The sequence below is a fragment of the Pseudomonas sp. DWP3-1-2 genome, assembly GCF_049896285.1.
Lineage (GTDB): Bacteria > Pseudomonadota > Gammaproteobacteria > Pseudomonadales > Pseudomonadaceae > Aquipseudomonas.
In genome coordinates this window covers 127,199-151,798 of sequence record NZ_JAFCTZ010000004.1, presented here as the reverse complement: position 1 = coordinate 151,798, position 24,600 = coordinate 127,199, and the positions used below count along the sequence as shown (strand labels likewise).

The 24,600-nt window shown below is 59.8% G+C and carries 18 protein-coding genes and 3 tRNA genes; 4 read left to right on the top strand and 17 right to left on the bottom strand.

The window, feature by feature from the left end; translation table 11 throughout:
- Positions 1–4 precede the first annotated feature (4 nt).
- The 8 genes from ACP7B0_RS12645 to ACP7B0_RS12610 form a co-directional block, all read right to left on the bottom strand.
- Positions 5–2,014, bottom strand: a complete 2,010-nt coding sequence (locus ACP7B0_RS12645; protein ID WP_426141710.1) for a DUF1302 domain-containing protein — start codon at positions 2,012–2,014, stop codon at positions 5–7.
- 501 nt (positions 2,015–2,515) lie between these two features.
- Entirely contained in the window at positions 2,516–3,478 is a 963-nt protein-coding gene (locus ACP7B0_RS12640) for an omptin family outer membrane protease (RefSeq protein ID WP_426141708.1), read from the bottom strand.
- A gap of 237 nt (positions 3,479–3,715) precedes the next feature.
- On the bottom strand, positions 3,716–6,379 hold the full coding sequence (pepN, locus tag ACP7B0_RS12635; protein ID WP_426141707.1) for an aminopeptidase N: 2,664 nt from the start codon (positions 6,377–6,379) through the stop codon (positions 3,716–3,718).
- A gap of 12 nt (positions 6,380–6,391) precedes the next feature.
- Complete coding sequence (locus tag ACP7B0_RS12630) at positions 6,392–7,222, bottom strand: DUF2797 domain-containing protein (protein WP_426141705.1); 831 nt, start codon at positions 7,220–7,222, stop codon at positions 6,392–6,394.
- Complete coding sequence (locus ACP7B0_RS12625; protein WP_027902009.1) at positions 7,219–7,479, bottom strand: YeaC family protein; 261 nt, start codon at positions 7,477–7,479, stop codon at positions 7,219–7,221. Before ACP7B0_RS12625 ends, ACP7B0_RS12630 begins: the two co-directional genes overlap by 4 nt.
- Positions 7,480–7,519: 40 nt before the next feature.
- Entirely contained in the window at positions 7,520–8,392 is an 873-nt protein-coding gene (locus ACP7B0_RS12620) for a rhomboid family intramembrane serine protease (RefSeq protein WP_426141703.1), read from the bottom strand.
- On the bottom strand, positions 8,392–9,360 hold the full coding sequence (locus ACP7B0_RS12615) for a metallophosphoesterase (protein ID WP_426141702.1): 969 nt from the start codon (positions 9,358–9,360) through the stop codon (positions 8,392–8,394). Before ACP7B0_RS12615 ends, ACP7B0_RS12620 begins: the two co-directional genes overlap by 1 nt.
- The gene (locus ACP7B0_RS12610) at positions 9,360–10,250 is read right to left on the bottom strand and encodes an NAD(+) kinase (protein ID WP_426141701.1); all 891 of its coding nucleotides are present in this window, start codon (positions 10,248–10,250) and stop codon (positions 9,360–9,362) included. The genes ACP7B0_RS12615 and ACP7B0_RS12610 overlap by 1 nt, the downstream gene beginning before the upstream one ends.
- A gap of 219 nt (positions 10,251–10,469) precedes the next feature.
- Here ACP7B0_RS12610 and ACP7B0_RS12605 point away from each other — a divergent pair, with 219 nt between their 5' ends.
- Positions 10,470–11,453: a DUF1853 family protein gene (locus ACP7B0_RS12605; RefSeq protein WP_426141700.1), complete on the top strand. Its 984-nt coding sequence runs from the start codon at positions 10,470–10,472 to the stop codon at positions 11,451–11,453.
- Positions 11,454–11,457: 4 nt separating this feature from the next.
- On the opposite strand, the gene ACP7B0_RS12600 is transcribed toward ACP7B0_RS12605, so the two are convergent.
- From ACP7B0_RS12600 to ACP7B0_RS12585, 4 genes are all read right to left on the bottom strand, one after another.
- Positions 11,458–12,687: an MFS transporter gene (locus ACP7B0_RS12600; RefSeq protein ID WP_426141699.1), complete on the bottom strand. Its 1,230-nt coding sequence runs from the start codon at positions 12,685–12,687 to the stop codon at positions 11,458–11,460.
- Between the two features lie 218 nt (positions 12,688–12,905).
- A complete protein-coding gene (locus ACP7B0_RS12595; RefSeq protein WP_426141697.1) occupies positions 12,906–14,243 on the bottom strand; it encodes an MFS transporter in 1,338 nt (445 codons plus the stop codon).
- 148 nt (positions 14,244–14,391) lie between these two features.
- The gene (locus ACP7B0_RS12590) at positions 14,392–15,345 is read right to left on the bottom strand and encodes a 1-aminocyclopropane-1-carboxylate deaminase/D-cysteine desulfhydrase (protein WP_426141887.1); all 954 of its coding nucleotides are present in this window, start codon (positions 15,343–15,345) and stop codon (positions 14,392–14,394) included.
- Between the two features lie 168 nt (positions 15,346–15,513).
- Positions 15,514–17,550: an FAD-dependent oxidoreductase gene (locus tag ACP7B0_RS12585; RefSeq protein WP_426141695.1), complete on the bottom strand. Its 2,037-nt coding sequence runs from the start codon at positions 17,548–17,550 to the stop codon at positions 15,514–15,516.
- Positions 17,551–17,773: 223 nt separating this feature from the next.
- Here ACP7B0_RS12585 and ACP7B0_RS12580 point away from each other — a divergent pair, with 223 nt between their 5' ends.
- The 3 genes from ACP7B0_RS12580 (at position 17,774) to ilvA (ending at position 21,973) form a co-directional block, all read left to right on the top strand.
- Positions 17,774–18,919 carry a carbon-nitrogen hydrolase family protein gene (locus ACP7B0_RS12580; protein ID WP_426141693.1) on the top strand — a complete coding sequence of 382 codons (1,146 nt, stop codon included), beginning with the start codon at positions 17,774–17,776 and terminating at the stop codon, positions 18,917–18,919.
- Between the two features lie 2 nt (positions 18,920–18,921).
- Positions 18,922–19,962 carry an AraC family transcriptional regulator gene (locus tag ACP7B0_RS12575; protein WP_426141692.1) on the top strand — a complete coding sequence of 347 codons (1,041 nt, stop codon included), beginning with the start codon at positions 18,922–18,924 and terminating at the stop codon, positions 19,960–19,962.
- 487 nt (positions 19,963–20,449) lie between these two features.
- Positions 20,450–21,973, top strand: coding sequence for a threonine ammonia-lyase, biosynthetic (gene ilvA, locus ACP7B0_RS12570; RefSeq protein WP_426141691.1), 1,524 nt, complete (start codon positions 20,450–20,452; stop codon positions 21,971–21,973).
- A gap of 81 nt (positions 21,974–22,054) precedes the next feature.
- Here ilvA and ACP7B0_RS12565 read toward each other — a convergent pair whose 3' ends face one another.
- From ACP7B0_RS12565 to ACP7B0_RS12545, 5 genes are all read right to left on the bottom strand, one after another.
- Positions 22,055–22,879: a DUF2242 domain-containing protein gene (locus ACP7B0_RS12565; protein ID WP_426141886.1), complete on the bottom strand. Its 825-nt coding sequence runs from the start codon at positions 22,877–22,879 to the stop codon at positions 22,055–22,057.
- Between the two features lie 305 nt (positions 22,880–23,184).
- Positions 23,185–23,261, bottom strand: a tRNA-Asp gene (locus tag ACP7B0_RS12560).
- Positions 23,262–23,389: 128 nt separating this feature from the next.
- Positions 23,390–23,466, bottom strand: a tRNA-Asp gene (locus ACP7B0_RS12555).
- A 56-nt stretch (positions 23,467–23,522) separates the two neighbouring features.
- A tRNA-Val gene (locus ACP7B0_RS12550) sits at positions 23,523–23,598 on the bottom strand.
- A 226-nt stretch (positions 23,599–23,824) separates the two neighbouring features.
- On the bottom strand, positions 23,825–24,589 hold the full coding sequence (locus ACP7B0_RS12545; RefSeq protein ID WP_426141885.1) for an SDR family oxidoreductase: 765 nt from the start codon (positions 24,587–24,589) through the stop codon (positions 23,825–23,827).
- Positions 24,590–24,600 lie beyond the last annotated feature (11 nt).

Genomic DNA, 24,600 nt, shown 5'->3' with positions numbered 1-24,600 from the left:
AACTTCAGAACGAGTACTTCACGTTCAAGCCGATGTTGTCCCGATCCCGAATCGAGCTGTTCTTGCCGCCGCCGTAGAACTCGGTGTACTGCAGTTCGGTTTCCAGACGGTTCTGGTAGCTGGCTTTCACGCCCAGGGTGTAGGCCTTGCGGCCCTCTATGAAATTGCCGGTCTGGTGGGAATTGCCTTCGAAGTCGTCCTTGTAGATCAGGAACGGCGAGACGTTGACCCCGGCGTACAGGTCATTCCACGTGCCCTGCAGCAGCAACGTGTAGCCATAGGCGTTCTTGTTGACCTGATCGCCCCGGTCGTAACCGGCGATGTAGGAACCGTTACCTCGCCCGCTGTAGTAACGGACGCTGCCGTCAAAGGCGGTGTACTGCAGGCTGCTACTGCGCAGGTGCTCGGAAGACAGCTCGGCCACGGCGGTCAGCCCGTCAAAACTGAGACGTGGCCCGAAGTTGTAAATCGTGCCCAGAGAAGCGTTGAACATCTCGACCCGTTCGGCATTGTGAATCTGCTCGCCGAGAGCGACGTGATGACCGCCGATATTGACCCGCGATCCGCCCGCCATCTGGGGTGCCTGAAGCAGCAAATCCCCCAGTAGATCGCTGGTGGCTGCCATGCCGATGGGCATGTTGGGTCGGTAGGCCAGTTCACCAAAGACCGAGGCATCACCCACGTTGGTGTTGAAGCTCACGCCGAACATGCGAATGTCTTCGGCGTATTCCCGACGGCCTTGCACTTGATTGGCCACGTCCAGGGTGGCAATGCCGCCCACGGCCGAACTCAGGGTGTTGCGATAACGCTGCGCCAGAGGCCCGGTTGGATCCGCGCCGATCCCGGCCATCAATTGCGCCACGCTAATGCCCAGCGCAGCGGCCATTTGTTGCTGGATCGCCGGGGCCGTGGCAGCGCTGATCTGCGCCAGATTCAACCCGGCATAGCTGCCGAGGTCGGCGTAGATGGTGGGTTCCTTGGCGTGATAGTTGACGAAGTAGAAGCCGAATTCGGTCGAGTTCAATTGCTCGGCGGTATAACGCAGCGCCAGACCGAACTGGCCATCGTTTTTGGCGTTGATGTCCGGGCCAATGCTGGCGACCTTGAGATTGCCGGCCCCATCGATGCGCCCGCCGCCCTGCAGCCCGCCAACACCTGCCGCACTCAACCCCTGATACAGGCCGCCCAGCGGCATCAACTGCGGAGTCGGCGCGTAAGCCGTCCTGCCGCCCTCTGCGAACAAATCGGTTTCCGAAAAATAAGTGCCTACCGGGTCGACCTGAGTTTCCTTCCAGTTGAACTGATAGAAGGTTTCCAGGGACAGGTTGTCGCTCAAGCCAATGTTAAAACTCAGCGCCTCCACCGGAATAAGGACTTCCTTGAGTTCCGAACCGGGCAACCTGAAGCTGGCGGCATTAATCGGGTTGGTCGTGTTTATCCCGCCACGATAGAACGCACCCTCTCCCCAGTTGAACACCTGACGCCCCAGCCGCGCCCCCAAGGACATGTCTGCGACTTGCCAGTTTCCGTGTACATACGCATCAAGAATTTCCGCATTACGTCCTGCGGTATGACGAGTGTCATAACTAAAGCTACTGTCGTTCGGAAAATTCTGACTGGGCTGTGAGAAATTATTATTGCGCGCGTAGTCCGTACGCTTGTCCATGATCTGCGTATCGTAAAAGGCAGTGCCGCGTAGGAATAACCCGTAGTTTTTGTAAGAAAGTTCCAGGTCACTTGTAATTTTATAAACCTCCGAAACCAGCCCGGTATCGAAGTTTCTGTTGCCGTCATTGATATTGACGTCATCGTTGGACTTGTCGCGCCCCTGTACCCTCCACATTTGACCGTAAGACAACGTCGTATCCAACGCACCCTGTATGTCCCCTTCGGCGAAACTCAACTCCATCGCCTGTGCGCTTGCGCCCCACAACAAGGGGAGCAACCCGAGCAGCTTAAAACCCGCTGTCCTGGGTGCCTGACGTATGGATATGCTGGCTGTTGGGATAGTCATTGCAGTCAACTCCCTGTCACTTTTTTATTTGAGATTAATCGGCAGATATCTATTTTTAAGATTCGAGATTTTTGCTTGTAGGAAACCTCACCATAACAATAAGAACGAGCACCTTGTCATCGACACTCCCATCCCGGGCAGACGATTGTTTTGAATCAGCCGCTGAGCTATTGCAACGCTGATGCCAAAAAGCAGTTAACGAGAGCACACGTAGAGCCCATTCTAAAACTACAGAAACTTCTTACAAACTTCGCCCATCGCCCCATTATGCTGTCTGACAATCAAACCAGAAAAACCTCGAACTCACCTTCCAACTTTCACCTGACAAAAAATTCAACCCGATAGCGCGTCGAAAAGTCGTAACTAAACTTGTACGACAGACGCATGGGATACATTCAGTATTTCTTCAGGTAACAAAAGGGTGTTACCCCACAGGAGTAACACCCTTTGTAGCCGGCGACTTGGCAAAGCGGCAACACGCCAGGTTTCAGCTGTCAGCGGTCAAAACTGATAAGCCACGGCCAGGGTAGACATCGTCGTTCTGTTGGCCTGACCGCTGGAGTTATGGCCGGTACGCCCGCTTTGGCCGCTGGGGGCGTGTCTGATCAGGGTACTGCCACGGGTTTCGGCGTACACCTGATGATCAATGCCAGCCTTCACGGAGAACTTGGGGCTGACGTGGTACGACAAGGCCAAGGCAAGGCTCTGCATCTGACCCGTATTGCCGTGGTTTCCGGTAAAGGTCAGGTCGCGCAGATAATGATTGTCGTAAGATCTGGCCTGCACCCACTGGCTGTACTTGAAACGCCCTTCAAGGGTCCAGTTCCGGAGGCCGTAGAGGCCCACCAGTCCGACATAAGGTGTTGCGTAGGTTTGTTGGTAGCTGATGACCTTTTGCCCCGCCGAAAACTGTCCGGCGAGATCGCGATAACCGTCATCCGAAGAATAGACGTAACTGCCACCACGAGACTGCCAGTCAAACTGGCTGCGCTGGTAACCCGCCATCACCCCGAGGGCAAGGTCTTCACGCTTGAGCGCCCAGACAGTTGCCGCCAACTCTGCCTGCCAGGCATTCTTGAGCCGGGTGTCCGGGTGATCGGAACGGTGAGTCCAGCCAGCCCCTTCACCGTCGAGCCAGTCATAGTCTTTCATATGACTAGCGCCTGCGTTCATGCGCGTCCAGCCACGCACGTCCAGCGTAAGCCAGTCGGCAGGATGGTAAGCCAGGCCCAGATGCAGCGTGGGCACTTGCTTGAAATCCCAGTTCAATTGACTGAGCTTTCCACCACCTTCGTGCAGGTCATAGACCTTTTCCTCGGATTTACCGTTCAAGAGCCCGGCACCGATGCTCAGTTCCACACTGCCCACTTGCAGCCGCTGTTCACTGGCGACCTGCGCACCCGCCAATGCCTCGTGCCCAAGCGTAGTCAGCCCCAGTAAAACCAGCGTTTTGCGTACGTTCATCAACACAATCCATACCTTCATCCGGATGTTATGCACGACGACGTCTACGTCACCGCAACACGAACCGGCAGGATGAGCGATGTAATAAGACGTTTCTGCAAGCCGAATCACCCGCAGGTGTGTGAAAGGTCAGTGCAAAACGATGGAAATCCCCTACAGAAAAGCTTCGCCCGCCACCCAATAAAAAAGGGCTGTCCGCGTAGACGGACAGCCCTTGGATCAAACGCCGGGGCCGAATCAGGCCAGGCTTTTGCTCACCACCTCAAACACGTCACTGGACAGTTCACCCGAATCACGGATGCGCACCAGTTCGGCTTTCATCAACGCCTGACGGGCGCTGTCGTATTTGCGCCAGCGGGTCAGCGGCGCCAGTTGCCGCGACGCAATTTGCGGGTTGAAAGCGTTGAGCTGGATGACCAGGTCCGCCAGGAAGCGATAGCCAGAGCCGTCCGCCGCATGGAAGTTGATCAGGCTCTGGCCCGCGAACGCGCCGATCAAGGCGCGCACCTTGTTCGGGTTCTTGATGTTGAACGCGGGATGCTGCATGAGCGCCTTGACCCGATCCAGGCCGCCCGGCAGGGTGCTGCCGGCCTGCACGCTGAACCATTGATCCATGACCAGCGGGTTGTCCTTGAAGTTCTCCGCGAACACTGCCAGCGCCTTGTCTTTTTCGGCGGTGAACGGCGAGTTCACCAGAATCGCCAGGGCGGTCAGACGTTCGGTCATGTTGTCGCTGGTGTCGAACTGCTCAATAGTGGCGGCCAGCACTTCCGGCTTCTCACTGAGCATCAGATACGACAGCGCGATGTTCTGCAGGGCGCGACGGGCGAAGTGCTCGGCTTCGGCCATGTACGGCGTGGCTTTCGAGACTTCGCGGTTGGTGGTGTAGCGCGTCCACAGTGCGTCGAACAGGCTGTTCGCCAGTTGCTTGCGCACAAATTCCCGGGCAGCGTGGATCGCGTCCACGTCGGCCACTTCGCTGATTTCGGTCAGGTACGCTTCACCCGGCAACGACAGCATTTCCGCAATCATGGCCTGATCCAGCGTTGTGTCTGCCAACACCGTGCCCAGCGCGGTCACCAGACGCTGGTCGAGGACCATGTCCTGGCCCTGTTGATACTGGCCGATGAGTTCCTGCAAGACTTGCACAGACAACTGTTGCCCGGCATCCCAGCGGTTGAAACCGTCGCTGTCGTGCTGCATGAGGAACATCAACTGGTCGCGGCTGTAGGGGAAGCTCAGTTTCACCGGTGCCGAGAACCCGCGCAGCAGCGAAGGCAACGGCTGTTCGGTAACGTCAACAAAGGTGAACGTCTGCTCGGCTTCGGTCACGGAGATCACGCGAGTCGTGCCGGTTGCCGCCGCCTCGCCTTGCAGACGCAAGGCCACTTCGTTGCCCTGCTTGTCCAGCAGGCCCAAGGCAACCGGGATCACGAACGGCTTCTTCGCCTCGCCCGGCTGGCCCGGTGTGGTCGGGCAGCTTTGGCGGAACGTGAGGCTGTAGGTTTTGGCGGCGCTGTCGTAGGACTCGCTGACGGCCAGGCGCGGCGTGCCGGCCTGGCTGTACCAGCGCTTGAACTGGGTCAGGTCCACGCCATTGGCGTCTTCCATGGCCTTGACGAAATCATCCACGGTCACGGCCTGGCCGTCGTGGCGTTCAAAGTACAGATCACTGCCTTTGCGGAAGCCTTCGGCGCCCAACAAGGTGTGGATCATGCCGACCACTTCCGAGCCTTTTTCGTACACGGTCAGGGTGTAGAAGTTGGAAATTTCGATGAAGCTATCCGGGCGCACGGCGTGAGCCATGGGGCCGGCGTCTTCGGCAAACTGGTGAGTGCGCAGGTACGCCACATCCTGAATGCGCTTGACCGTGGCCGAGTTCATGTCTGCCGAGAAGCCGGAATCGCGATAGACCGTGAAGCCTTCTTTCAGCGAGAGCTGAAACCAGTCGCGGCAAGTCACGCGGTTGCCCGACCAGTTATGGAAGTATTCGTGGGCAACGATGGCCTCGACCCGCTGGTGAGCGGCGTCGGTGGCGGTTTCAGCCCGGGCCAGCACGGCGCTGGAGTTGAAAATGTTGAGGCCCTTGTTCTCCATGGCGCCCATGTTGAAGTCGTTGACCGCCACGATCATGAAGATGTCCAGGTCGTACTCGCGACCGTAGGTTTCTTCATCCCAGCGCATGGATTTTTTCAGGCTGGTCATGGCGTGCTGGCATTTGTCGATGTTTTCCGGCTCGACGTAAATACGCAGGGTCACTTCCCGGTTGCTCAGGGTGGTGAACTTGTCTTCCACACACCACAGATCACCCGCCACCAGCGCGAACAGGTAAGCCGGTTTCATGAACGGGTCTTCCCAGGTCGCCCAGTGCCGACCGTCATCTTCCGGGCCACTGGCAATCGGGTTGCCATTGGAGAGCAGCACCGGGAAGTTGTGCTTGTCGGCGCTCAGGGTCGTGGTGAACTTGCTCATCACGTCCGGGCGGTCGAGGTAATAGGTGATCTTGCGAAAGCCTTCGGCCTCGCACTGGGTGCAAAACATGCCGCTGGATTTATAAAGGCCTTCCAGCGCGGTGTTGGTTTCCGGGTGGATCCGCACGCTGCTGTCCACGACGAAGGATTCGGCCTTCGGGTGCAGGGTCAGGTGGTCCGGGGTCAGTTGGTAGTCGGCGCTGGTCAGCTCGACGTCGTCGAGTTTGACCGACAGCAGCTCCAGCAACTGACCATCCAGCACCAACGGCGGCAGGCCCGCGCCACGGGCCGGGTTGCGGCGCATGACCAGTTGGGTATGCACCAGCGAATGGTCGTCGAACAGTTCAAAGGTCAGGTGCGTCTCGTCGATGAGGTACTCGGGCGCCTGGTAGTCTTTGAGGTAGATCATTTGGGGTTGATCGGTGCGCATGGTGGAGTCCTTTTACTGATGCACGGCGAGTTGATAGGCCGTGTACTTGCGAATATTGATCACGCCGGTATCGAAAATCAGGTACTGGCCCTTGATCCCCAGCAACGTGCCTTCGGCGATCGGATTCTTGTCCAGGTTGAAGCTGACAATCTTGGTCGGGTACGCCTCGACGGGGTACCGGATCTCGATGGGCTCCACGTCATGTAGCAATTGGATAGCCTGCAGACCAAATCGTTCTTGCAACCCTGTCAGGCCTTCGCTGCAGGTGTCGAACAATTGCTGGCGAATAGCTGCCAGGTCTACCGGCTCGGCGTCGCCCTTGAGCAGCGCGCGCCAATTGGTGCGGTCCGCGACCTGACTTCGCAGCAGGTCTTCGACGAAGCCTGATTGTTGGCGAGTGGCTACGCGGATAATCGGCAAAGCCTGACTCGCGCCCTGATCGAGCCAGCGTGTCGGCAGCTGGGTGGCACGGGTGATGCCGACTTTGACCCCCGACGAATTGGCCAGGTACACCACGTGGTCGGTCATGCAGAACTGCTCGCCCCACGCGGGATCGCGACAGGTGCCGTGTTCGTGATGGCACTTTTCCGGGCTCATGATGCACAGGTCGCACTGCGCGAGCTTGAGCATGCACGGATAGCAATACCCCTGGCTGTAGCTGGACTTGGTCTTGCGCCCGCAATGACTGCAATGAATCGCCCCCAGAAACTCCAGGCGCACGGTCTTGCCGATCATCGGGTTGACCGGAATCTCGCTGTCTCCCAGACGAAAGCTGTACTGCACCAGCGGCTCATCCAGACGCGCTGACATCTTGTTGACGGCTCCGCGACCAATCTCGATCAATGGATGGCATCCGATTTGAACAGGATATTCGGCACCGTCGTGGACTTGGACGCGCATTCCTGCGGGCCCATGTAGCCGATGCGCTGGTCTTCCGGCAGGTTCTGCACTTCCCAGGCGATCAGTGCCTGCAAGGACAACTCACGCTGCTCCTGGGTCAGTTTGCGGCCATCGGACCATTTCCCGATTTCTACGGCCAGTTTCAGGCTCTCGTAGATGTCCGGGGTGATGTTTTCAATCATTTCGGCAAAAGAGGACATAGGACACTCCAACTCTCAAATAAAAAGCAGGCGGGAAAATTCAGGCCCTGGAGCGGGCCAAGGCACCGCCCAGCAGACCTGTAACACAACCGATGATCAGACCGCCCACATGAGCGCCATTGGCGATTTCGCCAAACCCGAGCATGCTCACCAGACCGGACAGGCACAGCGCCAGCCACACCAGCATCATCACCAGAACACCACGGGGTAAACGATAGATGGGGTTGGGCGCGAGCATTTGAAAGATCCAGCAATGCCCGAGCAAGCCGTACAGCACGCCGGACAGGCCACCGAACAGGCTCGGACCACCAAACTGATATTGAACGTAATTGGACACGGCACTGAACAACAGGCTCAGCCCCAGCAACTGCACACTGCCCTGGCGCAGTTCGATACGACGTCCCAGCTCCCAGTACCACATGGCGTTCATGGCCAGGTGCAGGATGCCGAAGTGGATCAGCATCGGCGTCACGATCCGCCACCACTGCCCGGCCGCCAGGCTCTCGGCCAGGGGCCTGAAGCTTGCGTAATCGCCGTGGATACGGAAATCGAGGAACGTCAGCCAGCTCACCGCTTCGAGATTGTCACCCAGTAGCGTCACCCCGGCCACGATCAGGCAGGCAATCAGCATCAGGGAGGTGACCGGGCTGTCCTTGAGTTGCTGGAGGAAACCGGGCCGCGTCACGCTGGCGGACTGCTCCCCCGGGGGCAGCTGGTAATTTTCGTCGCCTTCAGGGTATTGCTGATACAGCGCCCGCACGTCATCCACCAGTTGCGGGGTGTCCGGCACCCACAGCACTTGCTCGCCCGCTTCTTCGCTGACCCGGTGAGGCACGCGCAGGCGGTTCAACAGCCTGACAAAGCCACTCAGATCAGTGGTCAGCGGCAGACGCAATACAGCAACAGGACTCATTACATGGCCTCGGGGCGTTTGACATCGATCCAGACGAATTTGTCAGGGTCGATACAGGTTTCCTGGTCAAGCCGATAGGCGACCAACTTGCCGTAGAGCACGGCGCTGTAATCCAGGCAGGCCAGGTTTGGCCGGATGGGCGCGGGCACGCCGCTGCGCCAGTAATGGCCGACGAACAACAGGGGTTCGTCGACGCCATAACGCAGCAAGGCGTTCTTTTCAGTGGTGGACAAGGGCGTCTTGGCCACGCCTTCAGGCAGCGCGTCGGGCTGGAAGACAACATCGCCATAGGTTTGCGGGTCGTCCTCCCAGAATTTGGTGCGAAAAAACTCCCGGATCAGACCGTCGCCACCGGTAAACGTCATGCCATGGGGCAAACGCATGTCAGTGCCCCGCAACAGACGATCAAACACGGCGCTGGCAAAACTGCCGGGAACCGCCGATGCCTGGACAAAATGCTTGTCGATACAGCCGTTGCCATGCAGGCCCAGCAGCGGCTTGACCAGCGAGGCATCCCAACAGGCGTGCACTACGCGGAAGCGTTCGGCATCAATGAACAGCGGCAGTTCGTAGAACCAGTTGACGAAATCGTCCCATTCGTCGGGATAGCGTTCGAACTGAGCCAGGGTCTCCCCGATCAAGCGGGCATGGCGCGGTGAATGCTCACGCACGAACAGCTTGCCGCTTTCGGGCAGCGCAGGTGTCACCCAGCCCAGCGCATTGAACTCATGATTACCCATGATGCACACCGCATGACCGGCCACGACCATGTCGCGCACGATGTGCAGCGCCTCGCGGATCAGCGGCCCACGGTCGATGATGTCCCCCAGGAACACGGCAATGCGCACCGGGTGACGCCAGACGCCCGCCTGAAAACGGTAGCCCAGCACGCTGAGCAGTTGCTCCAGCGTATGGGCACATCCATGCACGTCACCGATCAGATCGTAGCTACGCGCGGGATCGAGCATCAGTCGCCTCCACCACCGAGCCGGCTGCCCCAGCCAAGCTTGGTGCGGCACACTTCGTAATAGTTGTGATCCAGCGGATGGATCAGGCGCAGTTTCTGCGGCTTTTTGCTGACCGTGACGGTGTCGCCCGGTGCGCAGGTGAAGTGGTTCTGCCCGTCGCAAGAGACCTGTGGATAAATCGTCATGTCCTTGGAGACGACGATTTTCAGCTCACTGTTGCCGTCCACCACAATGGGCCGGCCGGACAAGGTGTGCGGGTACATCGGCACAATGACAATGGCATCGAGCTTGGGGTGCATGATCGGCCCGCCCGCCGACAGCGCGTAGGCCGTGGAGCCGGTTGGCGTGGCGACGATCAGGCCATCGGCCTTCTGGCTGCAGACAAACTGACCATCGATATACAGCTCGAATTCGATCATGCGCGTCGATTTGCCGGGGTGCAGCACCACGTCGTTCAACGCATCGCCCTGACCGATGGCTTCACCGTGACGACGGACTTCAGCCTGCAACAGGAAGCGGTTTTCCACCAGGTAGTGGCCGTCCAGCACCTCGGCGCACTTCACTTCCAGCTCATCGGGGCGGATATCCGTAAGGAAACCCAGGCTGCCCCGGTTGATCCCCAGAACCGGCACATTGTGCCTGGCCAATGCCCTGGCTGCACCAAGCAGACTGCCATCGCCGCCTACGACAATCACCATGTCACAGACCTCTCCCAGCATCTTGCGAGAAGAGGTCTGCAGGCCATGGCCTGGCAACACTTCGGCAATGGTGTCTTCGAGAATGACGTGCAAGTGCCGTCCCAGCAGAAACTTCTTGAGTCGGCGGACGGTATCGAGCACCTGCGCACTGCCCAGGCGACCAATGATGCCGATATTGCGAAATTGCTCCATGGGGCTCCTGCGGGGGTCGATGCGGCTTAAAGAAGGGGATTATGGGTGAAAGGCCGGGGCAGCGGCAAACCCGCGTTGCGGTTCGCCCCACTGGAACTGGTTTGCCGAGGGATCGGCTATGGAAGCGGCATCAGCCGCGAACCATGAGCCTCCGATTGAAACCGGTGCTGCCGGGGCAAACTTCGTTCCAATAAAGGCCATTTCCGCTATTCTCGGACCATGACCCTATTTCCAAGCCTGATCGACCTTCCCCGCCAGTTGCGCAACCCCGAAGTGCGCGACCTGGCCTGGGTCATCCTCGCGCCGCCGATGCTGGCCCAAACGCCCTGGCCGCAGCGCCATCCATTGACGGGCAGTGACTGGGTACAGGCACCGCAGCGGCTGGCGGATTTTCTGCATACGCTGGATCAGGACAGCCGCCCGCTCAGCCACTGGCTGGCCCAAGGCGCAACGCGCCGCCTGGGGTTGTACTACGAACGCCTGTGGCAATTTGCCGTGCATCAGGCGCCCGGTGTCGAAATGATTGCCGCCAACCTGCCAATCCGCCGGGCCGGACATACGCTGGGGGAACTGGACATGCTGCTGCGCGACGCAGAGGGCGTGCACCATGTTGAACTGGCGATCAAGCTTTACCTTGGTCCGCAAGAGGGCGATGGCAGCGATCCGGCGCAGTGGCTCGGTCCTGGCTGCCACGATCGACTGGACCGCAAACTGGCGCATCTGAGCCAGCATCAATTGCCGATTTCAGCCTGCCCGGGGAGCCGCCAAACCCTGGCGGCGCTGGGTATCGAGCAATTCAGCGCCGAGCTTTGGCTGGGTGGCTATCTGCTTTATCCCTGGCCCGGCCAGGCGCAACCACCCGAGGGCGCTCATAGCCAGCATTTACGAGGCCGTTGGTTGCATCAGCGCGATTGGGCGGATTTCGTCAGGCAACGACCCAAAGGGCGCTGGCAGGTGCTGCCGCGCCACGCCTGGCTCGCACCGGCTCACTACGCCCTGCCCTGGACCGACCAGCAGCTTGAGGATTGGCTTGCGCAACTGGATCCTCTGGCCCCGGCGCAACTCCTGGTACGCCTGACCGACAATCCTGATGGCGAATGGGAAGAGGCCGAGCGATTGTTTCTGGTCGCTGACATCTGGCCCAATCTGGGCGACACCACCTACGCCACCCAGCGTCTCGTCCTGCCCGAATTGCCGGCCTGAGTCATCAGACCGCTTTTTTGGTTCGCGGCAGGAAGACCGCCAAAATGCCCAGCAACGGCAGGAACGAACACAGCGAGTAAACAAAAAGGATGCCGTGGCTGTCCGCCAGATAACCGAGCAACGCGGCACCAATCCCACCGAAGCCGAACATCAGTCCGAAGAAAATCCCCGCGATCATGCCAACGTTCCCCGGTACCAATTCCTGGGCATACACCACGATGGCAGAGAACGCCGACGCCAGGATAAAGCCAATGATCACGCTGAGCACACCGGTCCAGAACAGGTCGGCATAGGGCAGCGCGAGCGTGAACGGTGCCGCGCCGAGAATCGAGAACCAGATCACCGCCTTGCGGCCGATCTTGTCGCCAATCGGCCCGCCAAAGAACGTGCCCGCTGCGACCGCGCCAAGAAACAGGAACAAATGCAACTGCGAAGCGGCCACCGATAAATCGAACTTCTCGATCAGGTAAAAGGTGAAGTAGCTGGTGATACTCGACATGTAGAAAAACTTGGAAAAGATCAGAAAGGCCAGAATCCCCAACGCTACCGTCACACGCGCTTTCGACAAACCATGGGTGGCGGCCTGGCCTTGCTTGAGCTTGAACATGTTCAAGTGCGCGCGATACCAACGACTGATCGCGTACAACAGGCCGACAGAGAACAGCGCAATCATCCCGAACCACGCCACATGGCCTTGCCCGAACGGAATGATGATCGCAGCGGCCAGCAGCGGCCCCAATGCCGACCCCGTATTGCCGCCGACCTGAAAGGTCGATTGCGCCAGACCGAAACGCCCGCCCGATGCCAGACGGGCGATACGCGAGGCTTCCGGGTGAAAGGTCGAAGAACCGATACCGATCAGCGCCGAAGCCAGGAGGATCATCGCAAAACTGCCCACCATGGACAGCATCAGGATGCCGACCAACGTGCAGATCGAGCCCATCGGCAACACCAGGGGATTGGGGCGGCGGTCAGTGTAATAACCCACCCAAGGCTGCAGCAGCGAAGCCGTGATCTGAAACGTCAGGGTGATCAAGCCGATCTGCGTAAAGCTCAGCCCGTAGTTTGCCTTCAGCATGGGGTAAATCGAAGGCAACACCGCCTGTATCAAATCGTTGATCAGATGCGCCAGCGCCACCGCGCCGATGATGCGCATGACCAATGGGCTGGTTTGACTGGCAGTGCTGGAGGGCGATGCCGGGGTAGCAGTTGAGGCGAGGTTAGTGACGGCCATGAAGATCATCCGTGGAGCCATTGGATGTGCCCTGACAGCTCATTGCAAAATGTGTCAACGGCACGGGAGGCCGCCAATGTGCCATTTTTTGGGGCGCTGTCGCCACAATTTGTTGCAGTTAAAAACCGTTGGAGCGAGGCTTGCCCACGAAGGCGTCATGTCATTCACCCGATACGTCCGCGTGGAATGATTCGCGGGCAAGCCTCGCTCCAACAGTGTCACGTCGCGACAGTAACCACCGCGGCCTTCTTCCCTGCCGGAACGTCATGCAGGGAAATCCGCGACGTCTCCGGCAAGGCCATCCCGCCCGCCAAGGCCAGCAGGGCCACAGCGATCAGGTAGAAGGCCGGGGAAAGATTGCTGCCCGTCGTCGCAATCAACCAGGTGGCCATTAACGGTGCCGTGCCGCCAAAAAGCGTGTACGCCATGTTGTAGGTGATGGCCGAGGCGGTATAGCGGGTACGGGTGGGAAAGGTTTCCGAGAGCAGCGCCGCCGTCACCACGCCACACAAGACCGCCCCCACGGCCAACAACATGACGCCGACAATAGACGCCGCGAATGAACCGGAGCTGGCCATCAGAAACGAGGGGTAGACCACGATAATCAGCAAGGCGCAGGCGCTCATCACCGTGGCGCGACGCCCGACCCGGTCCGAATAAAGCCCGGCCAGCGGGCAAATCGCTGCCGCGAAGATCAGCGCCAGCAACGACACCAGCAACGCCGTAGCGCGAGTCAGGCCACCGGCAACTTGCAGATAAGTGGCGAAGTAAGTGGTGAACATATAGAACGACAGGGCCGTCAGGGACACGAAAGCGCCGAGACAGCAAATCGCCGCGCCGTGCTTGCGCAGGGTTTCCTTGAGGGGTGAGTGAGCAACCGCCTGTTCCTGCTCAACGGCTTGAAACGCCGGGGTTTCATCCAGTTTCCAGCGCAGGTAAAGACCGACCAGCCCCAGCGGCGCTGCAATCAGGAACGGCAAACGCCAGCCCCAACTGCCCATGGCTTCGGCAGACAGCGACGCTTCCAGCGCATAGGCCACCACTGCAGCGCAGGCGAAGGCGGAAAAGGTTGAAACCGGCACGAAGCTGCCATACCAGGCGCGCTTGTCGTTGGGCGCATGCTCCATCAAATAGGCACAGGCGCCGGCGTATTCACCGCCGGCGGAGAAACCTTGCGCACAGCGAATAAGCGTCAACAGAATTGGCGCCATCACACCGATGGCGGCGTAGGTCGGCAACAGACCAATCAAGGTGGTTGCGCCCGCCATCAGCAAAATGGTCGCCGCCAGGGTTCGCTTGCGGCCGATTCTGTCCCCCAGCATGCCGAAAAAGATCCCCCCCAGAGGCCGAAACGCGAACGCCACGGCGAACACCGCAAAGGTTTTCAACAGCGCAGCGCTGGCGTCACCACTGGGGAAAAACTGTTGAGCGATGGTGGTGGCCAGAAAGCCATAAACCGCGAAATCGAACCACTCGACGAAGTTGCCGATGCCGGCGGCAACAATGACTTTTCTCAAAGTGGCGGGACTGACCTGCCCTGCAGTTGCTTGGGTCATGCTGAACCTCGACATTTCATCAGGAAGCTATCGATTATCGGGACAGCACGTGATCGGGCTCACTCTAAAAGTGTCATCCACGTATTCAGGGCCGACCCGTCCAGGCAAGACCGGCGCAGGAATCATGCCAGAGGCTCTTAACAGGCACTTACAGGCCCATGGCACGCCGACCTTGCAGGCCACCGGTGTGGACGAAGATCAGGCGAGTGCCCACGGCAAAACGCCCTACCGCCACTTCACCATGTAACGTCAGCAGCGCTTTACCGGTGTACAGGGGCTCAAGGGGGATGCCGCTCCGGGTTTCGGAGATCGCCATAAAATCCAGCAAAAGCGGGTCGGTCCTGGCGAACCCGCCGCGACTGGCGTCCAGCAGGTGGAACAATGCGCAAGGGGCTTTATCCGCCAGGGAGGCGACACGATCCACCGGGTTTGCGGCCAGCAAAATGGCCGCTACATTCTCCCGCACCCCATGCCCCTCCGGCACGGCCATGGCGCCATAAACCGGGTGCGCGCCCGCCTCGGCAACGACCAATCCGGCCAGGGTGGTGCCCGTCCCGGCCGCCAGCCACCAGCCGTGGTAGTCGGCCCACCCCAATTCGTTGAGCTGGTTGCGCACCATCGTCAGCAACGCCGCACAACCCAATGCACCGGCCAAACCTCCCCCACCTTCCGGGACGGGATAGAAGCCCGGATAGCGGGCCAGCCAGGGCAGCCAGAAATCAGGTTGATGTCGGTCCCGATAGCCGCCGTAACCCAGCCAATGCAACTGCATGCCCAACGCCTGCAAATCCTGCGTCGTCGGGGTTTGCTGCGCATGACCGCGCAACAATCCTACCGTGGGGAAGCCAAAACGCTTGCCTGCTGCGGCCAGCGCATGCAGATGATTGGAATGAGCGCCGCCCAGACTCATGACGCCCAGGGCATTGCTCTGGGCGGCAGCGGCAAGATGATGAGCCAGCTTGAACCATTTGTTGCCGCTGATCAGCGGATCGATGAGGTCCAGGCGCAACACCGCGACCTCGACCCCGGCGCTATCAAGCCAGGGCAGGTTAAGCGGTTGCAAAGGGGCATGGGGAAACCAGGTGATGGGGGCGATGGACACAGAACTGGCCGGTAGAGGAAACCGGCGCAGTTTAGCAGCCACAGACACCTACAAATGGCGACGCTGTCTTCACACCTCGTGGAACCGGCTTCAGCCGGGAATAGGCCAGGCCGTTCGCTGCATCTGCATCGCCTGAAATCCCCCTTCCCGGCTGAATTTGCCGCTCGGCTACAACACCGCCGCCAACCGCGACCCCTGATCTATCGCTCGCTTGGCATCCAGTTCAGCCGCCACGTCCGCGCCGCCGATCAAATGCACCTGCTGGCCCGCCTCGACCAAGCCGTCATACAACTCACGCAACGGATCCTGCCCGGCGCAGATCACGATGTTGTCCACCGGCAGCAGTTTTTCCTCACCTTCGCCGATGCGGACATACAGGCCGGCATCGTCGATGCGCACGTATTCGACGCTGTTAAGCATCTGCACCTGTTTGTTTTTCAGCCCAGTGCGATGAATCCAGCCGGTGGTCTTGCCCAGACCATCACCCACCTTGGAAGCCTTGCGCTGCAAGAGGAACACTTGACGTGCCGGGGCATGGACTTCGGGCTTGATGCCCGCCACGCCCCCCCGCGCTTCAAGGGCCGTGTCGATGCCCCATTCTTTCCAGAACGCCTCGCGATCCAGACTGGTGGAGATGCCTTGATGAACCAGAAACTCCGACACATCGAAGCCAATCCCGCCCGCGCCGATTACCGCGACGCTGTGACCGACGGGCTTGCGTTGCAGAATCACATCCAGATAACTCAGCACCTTGGGATTGTCGACACCGGGAATTGCCGGAGTGCGCGGCGCGATACCGGTGGCCAGGATGATGTCGTCGTAACCGGCCCCCACCAGATCCGCCACCGCCACGCGCTGATTCAAGCGCACCTCCACGCCGGTGGTCTGCAATTTACGGCCGAAGTAACGCAGGGTTTCGAAAAACTCCTCCTTGCCCGGAACACGCTTGGCGATATTGAACTGACCACCGATTTCACTCGCCGAGTCGAACAGCGTGACCGTGTGACCACGCTGGGCGGCCACCGTGGCCGCCGCCAACCCCGCGGGACCTGCGCCAATCACCGCAATGCGCTTGATCTGCCGGGTCGGAATATAGTTGAGTTCGGTTTCGTGACAGGCCCGAGGGTTCACCAGGCACGTGGTCAGCTTGCCGCCGAACGTGTGATCCAGACACGCCTGATTGCAACCAATGCAGGTATTGATTTCGTCGGCACGTCCGGCGGCGGCTTTATTGACGAACGCTGGATCAGCCAGGAACGGCCGCGCCATGGACACCATGTCAGCATCGCCTTCACTGAGGATCTGCTCGGCGATTTCCGGTGTATTGATGCGGTTGGTGGTGATGAGCGGTATGTTCACCGATCCCCGCAACTTGGCGGTCACTTTGCTGAACGCTGCACGAGGCACTTTGGTCGCAATGGTCGGAATTCGTGCTTCGTGCCAACCGATGCCGGTATTGATAAGGGTGGCGCCCGCCTGTTCGATGGCCTTGGCCAACTGAACGATTTCTTCCCAACTGCTGCCGCCTTCGATCAGATCCAGCATCGACAGGCGGAAGATGATGATGAACTGCGGACCGACGGCCTCGCGCACCCGACGCACGATTTCCACGGCCAGACGCATGCGGTTTTCGTAGCTGCCCCCCCAACGATCGGTGCGATGGTTGGTGTGGGCGGCGAGGAACTGATTAATGAAGTAGCCTTCGGAGCCCATGATTTCGACGCCGTCGTACTGGGCGCTCTGGGCCAGCGTCGAGCAGGTGACGAAATCCTGAATCTGCTTCTCGATGCCTTCTTCGTCCAGTTCCCTGGGCTTGAACGGATTGATGGGCGCCTGAATCGCGCTGGGCGCGACTTGTCTGGGGCTGTAGGCATAACGTCCGGCATGCAGGATTTGCAGGCAGATTTTGCCGCCCGCTTCATGAACTGCCTGGGTGACGATGCGGTGCTGTTGCGCTTCCTCGGTATTGGTCAGCTTCGCGGCACCGGAATACACCCCGCCTTCATCATTGGGCGCAATACCGCCCGTCACCATCAGCCCCACACCGCCGTGGGCACGCTCGGCAAAATACGCCGCCATGCGCTCGAATCCACCGGGCTTTTCTTCCAGACCGGTGTGCATGGAGCCCATCAAGGTACGGTTGCGCAGCGTAGTGAAACCCAAATCCAGCGGGGCCAGGAGGTGCGGGTAGTGAGCGGCGGTCATAAAGACTCCATCAAGCATGATCACGGTATGCGGATGCCTGAGGCAGCCGTCAATTATTAAAGCCCATTGGGCCTGTTCATGACGCAACAGTAAGGCCGGCCCCGGCCTCGCTCAATGACCGAAAGTGACAAGTTATTGATCCAAACGCGCACGGAGGGTTGGCAAGTGCGATGGCTCGCCCTACCCTAGTCACCCAACCCGTCTGCGGCAGTACTTTCCCCTTATGCGTATTTTTTTTACGGTTGCCATCACCTCACTGCTGCTGATTGCAGTGAGCAGTTACGGCGTCTGGACCGAGCAACGCACGGTGGGCCATTACCTGTCCGACCTGCGCATAGAACTGGCGGTGAACGAAGGTCAACCGGGCGATCGCGGCAATCTGCTAGGGGTTCAGGCGCAGCTGTCCCCTGCGGACTATCAGAATATCGCCCGCCTGCACCGCAAACTGGCTGCCTATCTGGAGCAGGCGCGGAACCAAGGCCTGATCAACCGCAAGACCATCGTGGTGCTGCCCGAGCACGTGGGCACCTGGTTGTTGGCCGCAGGTGAAAAGAATCAGCTGTATCAGGCCACAACCATCGACGAAGCCATGAGCTGGCTGGCGGTGAGCAATCCCGTCAAGTTCATGGGCGCCCTGTTCAGCGCCACGGGCGAGAACCGCTTGAATGATGCACACCTGCGCATGAAAGCCAGCAGCATGGCTCAGGATTACCAGACGTTGTTCGGCGGTCTGGCCAAGGAATTCGGCGTGACGCTGGTTGCCGGCTCTATCGTGCTGCCGGAGCCCCGCGTGATCGACGGCAAACTGCAAGTGGGCAGCGGCCCGTTATTCAACATCAGCGTTGTTTTTGGCAGCGATGGGGTGCCACTTGGCCAGCCGCAGCGGCAGATGTTTCCGCCCAAAGAACAGCGCGGTTACATTCAGCCCGCAACCGACGCCGGGCTGAACGTCGTTGACACCCCCGCCGGACGCTTGGGCATTCTGATTGGCAGTGACAGCTGGTATCCGCGCAACTACGTCCTTATGAACGAGAACGGCGCAGAGCTGATCGCGGTACCTGCCTTTGTCGTCGGCAACGGCAGTTGGTCGAAACCCTGGCGCGGTGATCAAAGCGCCCGCCTTGCTGCGCCGGCTGACATGCAGTCCGCCGGCATCCGTGAAGGTCAGGCCTGGCAACGCCTGACACTGACCAGCCAGGCGCCCGCCAGCCTGGCTCGGGCCGGGGTCAGCGTGTTCATGCGCGGACAGTTCTGGGATCAGGGCAGCGCCGGTGACAGCTTTGCCAGCCACAACGGCTCGACGATCAGTGCGCCGCCCCGGGAAGACAAACCCGGCCAAGGCGCGCGCTTGATCAACGTCTGGCTGTGACCATGACTTCGTCGCCCATGCGCCTGGGGGATCTGTCTGTCGGGTTCGTTCACAGCCTGAGTGATGCCGTGCACAGTTTCGGCTGCGACCCGGCTCCGCTGCTGGAGCAATACGGCCTGGACGCCCCACGCCTGGCCCAGGCCGGTGCACGTTTGTCGATCCCGCGCTATATGCGCCTGGGCCATGCCGCCATTGAGCTCACCGGCCAGCCGGGACTGGGCTTGCGTATGGGCCAATTGAGTCGGATCAATCAGTGCGGGCTGGCGGGTGTCGCCGCGGCCCAAGCGCCCACCGTGCGTGAGGCCGCACGAACGCTGATCCGTTTCGAAGCGCTGTACGGCTCTAACTATCGGGGCCACTCCAGTTTTCATGAGGACGCGCAAGGCGCCTGGCTGCGCTTCTACTCCATCAGCCCGTACAACGCCTATAACCGTTTTGTGGTGGACTCGATCCTGGCCGGCTGGGTGCAGCAACTCTCGACCGTGGCAGGCGCGCCAATACGGGCGCAACGAATGGAAATCGAATTTGATGCGCCCCCATACGCGCCCCTGTATGCACCGCTCAGCGAAACACCAGTGATGTTTGCGGCGGGGTCCAATCAGATGCTTCTGGATCAAAACGTGTTGGCGATGTGCAATCCGGAACACTGCCCCAGCACTTGGAAGCACTTGCTGCAGCTGTGTGAAAAAGAGCTGGAACAACTGACCCGCACCCGCAGCCTTCGCGAACGCATCACCCGTCTGTTGGGTCCACTGTTGAATGGGGGCAGGGAACCGGATCTTGAGGAAGTGGCCGCCCGACTGAAGCTGCCGACCTGGACATTGCGTCGCAAGCTGGCTGAGGAGGGAACGCGTTTTCGTACCATCCTCAATGACACGCGACGGGATCTGGCCATGACCTATATACGCGACACCGAACTGGCGTTCGGCGAAATCGCCTATCTGCTGGGTTTCGCCTCGGCTGAAGCTTTTCAGCGTGCTTTCAAGCGCTGGAGCGGCCAGACGCCCGGAGCGTTCCGTCGCAGCCAGCGCCACATTGCCTGAACGCTTACAGCTCGGTAGCGTCGTCCGCAGGCTCAGGCGGGTCCAGTTCAAAGGCTTTGTATTCGAGTATTTCTTCCAGATAGTCGTCCATAACGCATGCCCTCTTGGCTGTTCTTTAATGAGTTCATTCACTGACCGTGGCTTGCACCATAAAGTGCCCACATGAAGGGAAAATGTCAGTGGCATTAAAGATACGCAGCACGCTGACCGCAATTTAGCCCCGACCGCCTTGACTTGGGCCACACAACCGAAATAGTCTTCAGGCCATGAACGTAACCAAGCATTTCTTCGGCCAGATTATTATTACCGCCATTCCAGTCATGGCGGGGTAGCCGACGCGTGCACCCAACCCGCCCTAGAGGCGGGTTTTTTCTGCCTCCCGGGCCACATCGAACAGGAGTCAGACCATGATCATCAACCCTTCACCCCTCGCCCTTTTCGCATCGCAGAATCTGCGCACCTTCACCACCCGTGTAGGCCCGACGCGATGACCGACCTGCTCAATTATTACGCCCGAAAAATCCTCACCTCCCGCGTCTACGACGTGGCCGTGGAAACCCCGCTGCAAGGCGCTCGTCAGTTGTCCGAACGCTTGGGCAATCAGGTGCTGCTCAAGCGCGAAGACTTGCAGCCGGTGTTCTCGTTCAAGATTCGTGGCGCGTACAACAAGCTGGCGCAGTTGAACCCTGAAGAGCTGGCCCGTGGCGTGGTCACGGCCTCGGCGGGTAATCATGCCCAGGGCCTGGCCCTGGCGGCGAAAACCCTGGGCGTTCAAGCCACCATCGTGATGCCCAAGACCACACCCGAGATCAAGATCGAAGGCGTGCGCTCGCGGGGTGGCAAAGTGGTGCTGCACGGGGATTCGTTCCCCGAAGCTCTGGCTTACTCGCTGAAACTGGTGGAGGAAATGGGCTTCGTCTACATCCATCCGTACGACGACCCGGACACCATCGCCGGGCAAGGCACGGTGGCCATGGAAATCCTGCGCCAGCAACCGGGCCAGCTGGACGCGATTTTTGTGCCGGTGGGCGGCGGCGGGCTGATTGCCGGTATCGCGGCCTACGTGAAATACCTGCGCCCGGACATCAAGGTGATCGGCGTCGAACCGGATGACTCCAACTGCCTGCAACAGGCCATGGCCTACGGCGAGCGCGTGGTGTTGCAACAGGTCGGGCTGTTTGCCGATGGCGTGGCCGTGGCGCAGATCGGCAAGCACACCTTTGACGTCTGCAAGGATTACGTGGACGAAGTGATCACGGTCAGCACCGACGAAATCTGCGCGGCCATCAAAGACATCTACGACGACACCCGCTCCATCACCGAACCTGCGGGCGCGTTGGGCGTGGCCGGGATCAAGAAATACGTCGAGCACTACGGCGTCAGCGGGCAGACCCTGGTGGCCATTGATTCAGGGGCCAACGTCAACTTCGACCGCCTGCGCCACGTGGCCGAACGCGCCGAACTGGGCGAAGGCCGCGAAGCCATCATCGCCGTGACCATCCCCGAGCAGCCGGGCAGCTTCAAGGCCTTCTGCGAAGCCATCGGCAAACGGCAGATCACCGAATTCAACTACCGTTACCACACCGACCGCGAGGCGCACATCTTCGTCGGCGTGCAAACCCACCCCGACACCGATCCCCGCGCCGCGCTGGTGTCCAGCCTGACCGAGCAGGGTTTCCCGGTGCTGGACCTCACCGACAACGAGCTGGCCAAGCTGCACATCCGGCACATGGTGGGCGGTCACGCCGAGCGGGTCAGCGATGAAGTGGTGTTCCGCTTCGAATTCCCGGAACGCCCGGGCGCGCTGTTCAACTTTCTCAACAAGCTGGGCGGCCAGTGGACGATCTCGATGTTCCACTACCGCAACCACGGCGCGGCAGATGGCCGAGTCGTGGCAGGGCTGGTGGTGCCCGAGGGCGAACGGCACCTGGTTCCGGCGGCGCTGGCCGAGATCGGCTATCCGTATTGGGACGAGAGCGAGAACCCGGCTTATAAGTTGTTTCTGGGATAGTCACAAAAGCAAGCGAGCCCCTGCGGGATCGGCTTCAGCCGGTATCACAGGGGCTCGCTTGATGGCTAAGACGTTCCACACTCACATCGCTGGCGTGGCTTCCGGCGTTGCGGCGGGTGTCTCTGGCGTGGTTTCGACCGGTACGGGTTCAGCCTGGAAAGAATCCGTCGCCGCTGGCGCAGGCACTGGCTCGCTGGATTCGACGGCAGGTGAGGCCGCTGGTGCTACAACCGGCTCGGCGACAGGTGCGGTCGGGGCCGCCTCGGCGGGCTTCGCTTGAGAGGCTTTAGGTTCAGCCAGCGCAGCAGGCTTGGCCACGGGCTCAGGAACGCCGAGGTCTGCTTTCGGCTTTTCTTCGATGTGCGTGGCCTTCTTCGTTTCTGGCGGCAGGAAATTTTCAACCAGGATGAAGAAGCGGTCATAGAATTTGTCTGACGCCACGGTCTCACTGGCGACTTTGACCATCGAATCATCGGTGGAGCCAATGGGCATCGACACCGAACCCAGCACGCCTACTCCCAGGCTGGCAGAGTTATTGGTCTTTTTCAGCGCGTAACGGTCCTGTAAGGCGTTGGCGAACATCGTCGAGCCGTTGTCCCCGCTGCCATCAGCTGCACATACCACGTTGAAGCTGATCTCCATGTGGGTTTCGCCGGTTTGCTGGAAGCTTTTGTGCCCGCTGATCATCTTCGGGTCACTGCTGGTGATGATGTAGCCCTGACTCAGCAGCGCACGACGCGCCGCCTCACAGGAAGCGGAATCGCTGACGGGATAAGTTCTGGAAAAGGTTCCCGCGTCGTCAAAGTTCTCATGTTCGTACACGGTTGTCTTTTTTGCCGAACAGCCCGCGGCGGCCAGCAGGGCAACAGCCCAGCATGCGGTACGTAAGCTCAATAATTTAGGCATCAAGAATCCTGAAAAAAAAACGGTCAGCACTGCTGCGGACTTGGAAAACATCGGCAAGTCTGCAACAAGGCGGGTGCAGGATCAACGCGGACATTGAAAGGAAGGGGTACAAATGACGAAATGATTTTTGATAGCCGGCATTCAAATCCCGATGCCCCACGGCCCACACAGGCTGTAGGCACATTGCTCGCCCCTGAGTCATTGAGGCGCTATTCGCCAGCCTCATGAGCCGGAGCAAAAAAAAAGCGACCGGTTAGGGTCGCTTTTTCTCGCTTCAAGGAGTTCAAGGGCCTTGAAGCTATGTATGGCGCAGCGGACGGGACTCGAACCCGCGACCCCCGGCGTGACAGGCCGGTATTCTAACCGACTGAACTACCGCTGCGTATCGCTCGGACTTTCATCCGTTTGAACCTGTTGAAACGCGTTTTCGAGAACGTGTTTCGTGTAACCCTGACTGATCAGCCTTGAGGCTTTTCAATCGCAGACCGGGCTGACCCGATCCGTAAAATATGGCGCAGCGGACGGGACTCGAACCCGCGACCCCCGGCGTGACAGGCCGGTATTCTAACCGACTGAACTACCGCTGCTTGTCGGTGGACTTAACGTCCGGTGTAACTTTTTTGTAGCGTTGAAACTCAAGAAATGGTGGGTGATGACGGGATCGAACCGCCGACCCGCTGCTTGTAAGGCAGCTGCTCTCCCAGCTGAGCTAATCACCCTTTGCTTCGTTGAGGCCGCGAAATTTACGCACCTAACGAACCTAAGTCAATAGCCTGCTTGAAGTTTTTTTCAAACAAGCTAAAAAGCAGTCGCCCGCTTCCGGCTTCAAGCCATAAGCCAGAAACGAAAAAAGGCGCAATCACTTGCGCCCTTGCCATCCGTAAACCGATCACAGCTTCATCAGTGACTGACCCATCGCTTGGCGCATGAGTTCGCGCTACAGGCTCACTCGACGTACACCATTTTGCGGGTCATGCCGCCATCCACCACAAACTCCTGCCCGGTGATGAACCCGGCATTACGGGAAAGCAGCCAGGCAACCATCGCTGCCACGTCCTCCACTGTCCCGACCCTGCCCGCTGGGTGCTGCGCATGATCAGCCTCAGACAACGGCTCAGCTCGTCGTACAGACGGGTCTCGAACGTCGATCCAGCCCGGGCTCACCGCATTGACCCTGATCTCGGGGCCAAGACTGATCGCCAAGGCATGGGTCAGGGCCATTAATCCGCCCTTGCTGGCCGCATAGGCTTCGGTGTCGGGTTCTGATTGTCGCGCGCGGGTGGAGGTCAGGTTGACGATGCTGCCGCAATGAGCGCGCAAGTACGGTGCGCAGTGTTTGGCCAGCAGCATCGGACCATTGAGATTGACCGCCAGCACGCGATTCCAGTGCGCCAGGCTCAAGCTCTCGAGGGTCGTGTTGCGCGGATCAGCGACGGCAGCGTTGCACACCAGCGCATCCAGGCGCCCGAACCGACCGATCACCTGGGCCACGCCTTCGGCGACCTGTTCTTCGCTGGCCACATCCATGCCGATGAACACTACATGCTCGCCGAGCGTGTCAGCGACCCGGGCACCGCGGGCACGATCCACATCAGCGAGAACAACCTGCCAACCCTCGGTTATCAGCCAGGCAGCGATGCCGAGACCTATCCCGCGAGCTGCGCCGGTGACCAGCGCCACCCGGCCATTGCCGGTACTGGCGGCCGGCATCACCCAATCAG

What these genes read in the sequence shown, in the direction of transcription:
- ACP7B0_RS12580 (WP_426141693.1), top strand. Translation starts at nt 17,774, where the DNA reads ATGCGTATTTTTTTTACGGTTGCCATCACCTCACTGCTGCTGATTGCA.
- ACP7B0_RS12575 (WP_426141692.1), top strand. Translation starts at nt 18,922, where the DNA reads ATGACTTCGTCGCCCATGCGCCTGGGGGATCTGTCTGTCGGGTTCGTT.
- ACP7B0_RS12585 (WP_426141695.1), bottom strand. Translation starts at nt 17,550, where the DNA reads ATGACCGCCGCTCACTACCCGCACCTCCTGGCCCCGCTGGATTTGGGT.
- ACP7B0_RS12565 (WP_426141886.1), bottom strand. Translation starts at nt 22,879, where the DNA reads ATGCCTAAATTATTGAGCTTACGTACCGCATGCTGGGCTGTTGCCCTG.
- ACP7B0_RS12615 (WP_426141702.1), bottom strand. Translation starts at nt 9,360, where the DNA reads ATGCTCGATCCCGCGCGTAGCTACGATCTGATCGGTGACGTGCATGGA.
- ACP7B0_RS12545 (WP_426141885.1), bottom strand. Translation starts at nt 24,589, where the DNA reads ATGCCGGCCGCCAGTACCGGCAATGGCCGGGTGGCGCTGGTCACCGGC.
- ACP7B0_RS12640 (WP_426141708.1), bottom strand. Translation starts at nt 3,478, where the DNA reads ATGAACGTACGCAAAACGCTGGTTTTACTGGGGCTGACTACGCTTGGG.
- ACP7B0_RS12610 (WP_426141701.1), bottom strand. Translation starts at nt 10,250, where the DNA reads ATGGAGCAATTTCGCAATATCGGCATCATTGGTCGCCTGGGCAGTGCG.
- ACP7B0_RS12625 (WP_027902009.1), bottom strand. Translation starts at nt 7,479, where the DNA reads ATGTCCTCTTTTGCCGAAATGATTGAAAACATCACCCCGGACATCTAC.
- ilvA (WP_426141691.1), top strand. Translation starts at nt 20,450, where the DNA reads ATGACCGACCTGCTCAATTATTACGCCCGAAAAATCCTCACCTCCCGC.
- ACP7B0_RS12620 (WP_426141703.1), bottom strand. Translation starts at nt 8,392, where the DNA reads ATGAGTCCTGTTGCTGTATTGCGTCTGCCGCTGACCACTGATCTGAGT.
- ACP7B0_RS12645 (WP_426141710.1), bottom strand. Translation starts at nt 2,014, where the DNA reads ATGACTATCCCAACAGCCAGCATATCCATACGTCAGGCACCCAGGACA.
- ACP7B0_RS12600 (WP_426141699.1), bottom strand. Translation starts at nt 12,687, where the DNA reads ATGGCCGTCACTAACCTCGCCTCAACTGCTACCCCGGCATCGCCCTCC.
- ACP7B0_RS12605 (WP_426141700.1), top strand. Translation starts at nt 10,470, where the DNA reads ATGACCCTATTTCCAAGCCTGATCGACCTTCCCCGCCAGTTGCGCAAC.
- ACP7B0_RS12595 (WP_426141697.1), bottom strand. Translation starts at nt 14,243, where the DNA reads ATGACCCAAGCAACTGCAGGGCAGGTCAGTCCCGCCACTTTGAGAAAA.
- pepN (WP_426141707.1), bottom strand. Translation starts at nt 6,379, where the DNA reads ATGCGCACCGATCAACCCCAAATGATCTACCTCAAAGACTACCAGGCG.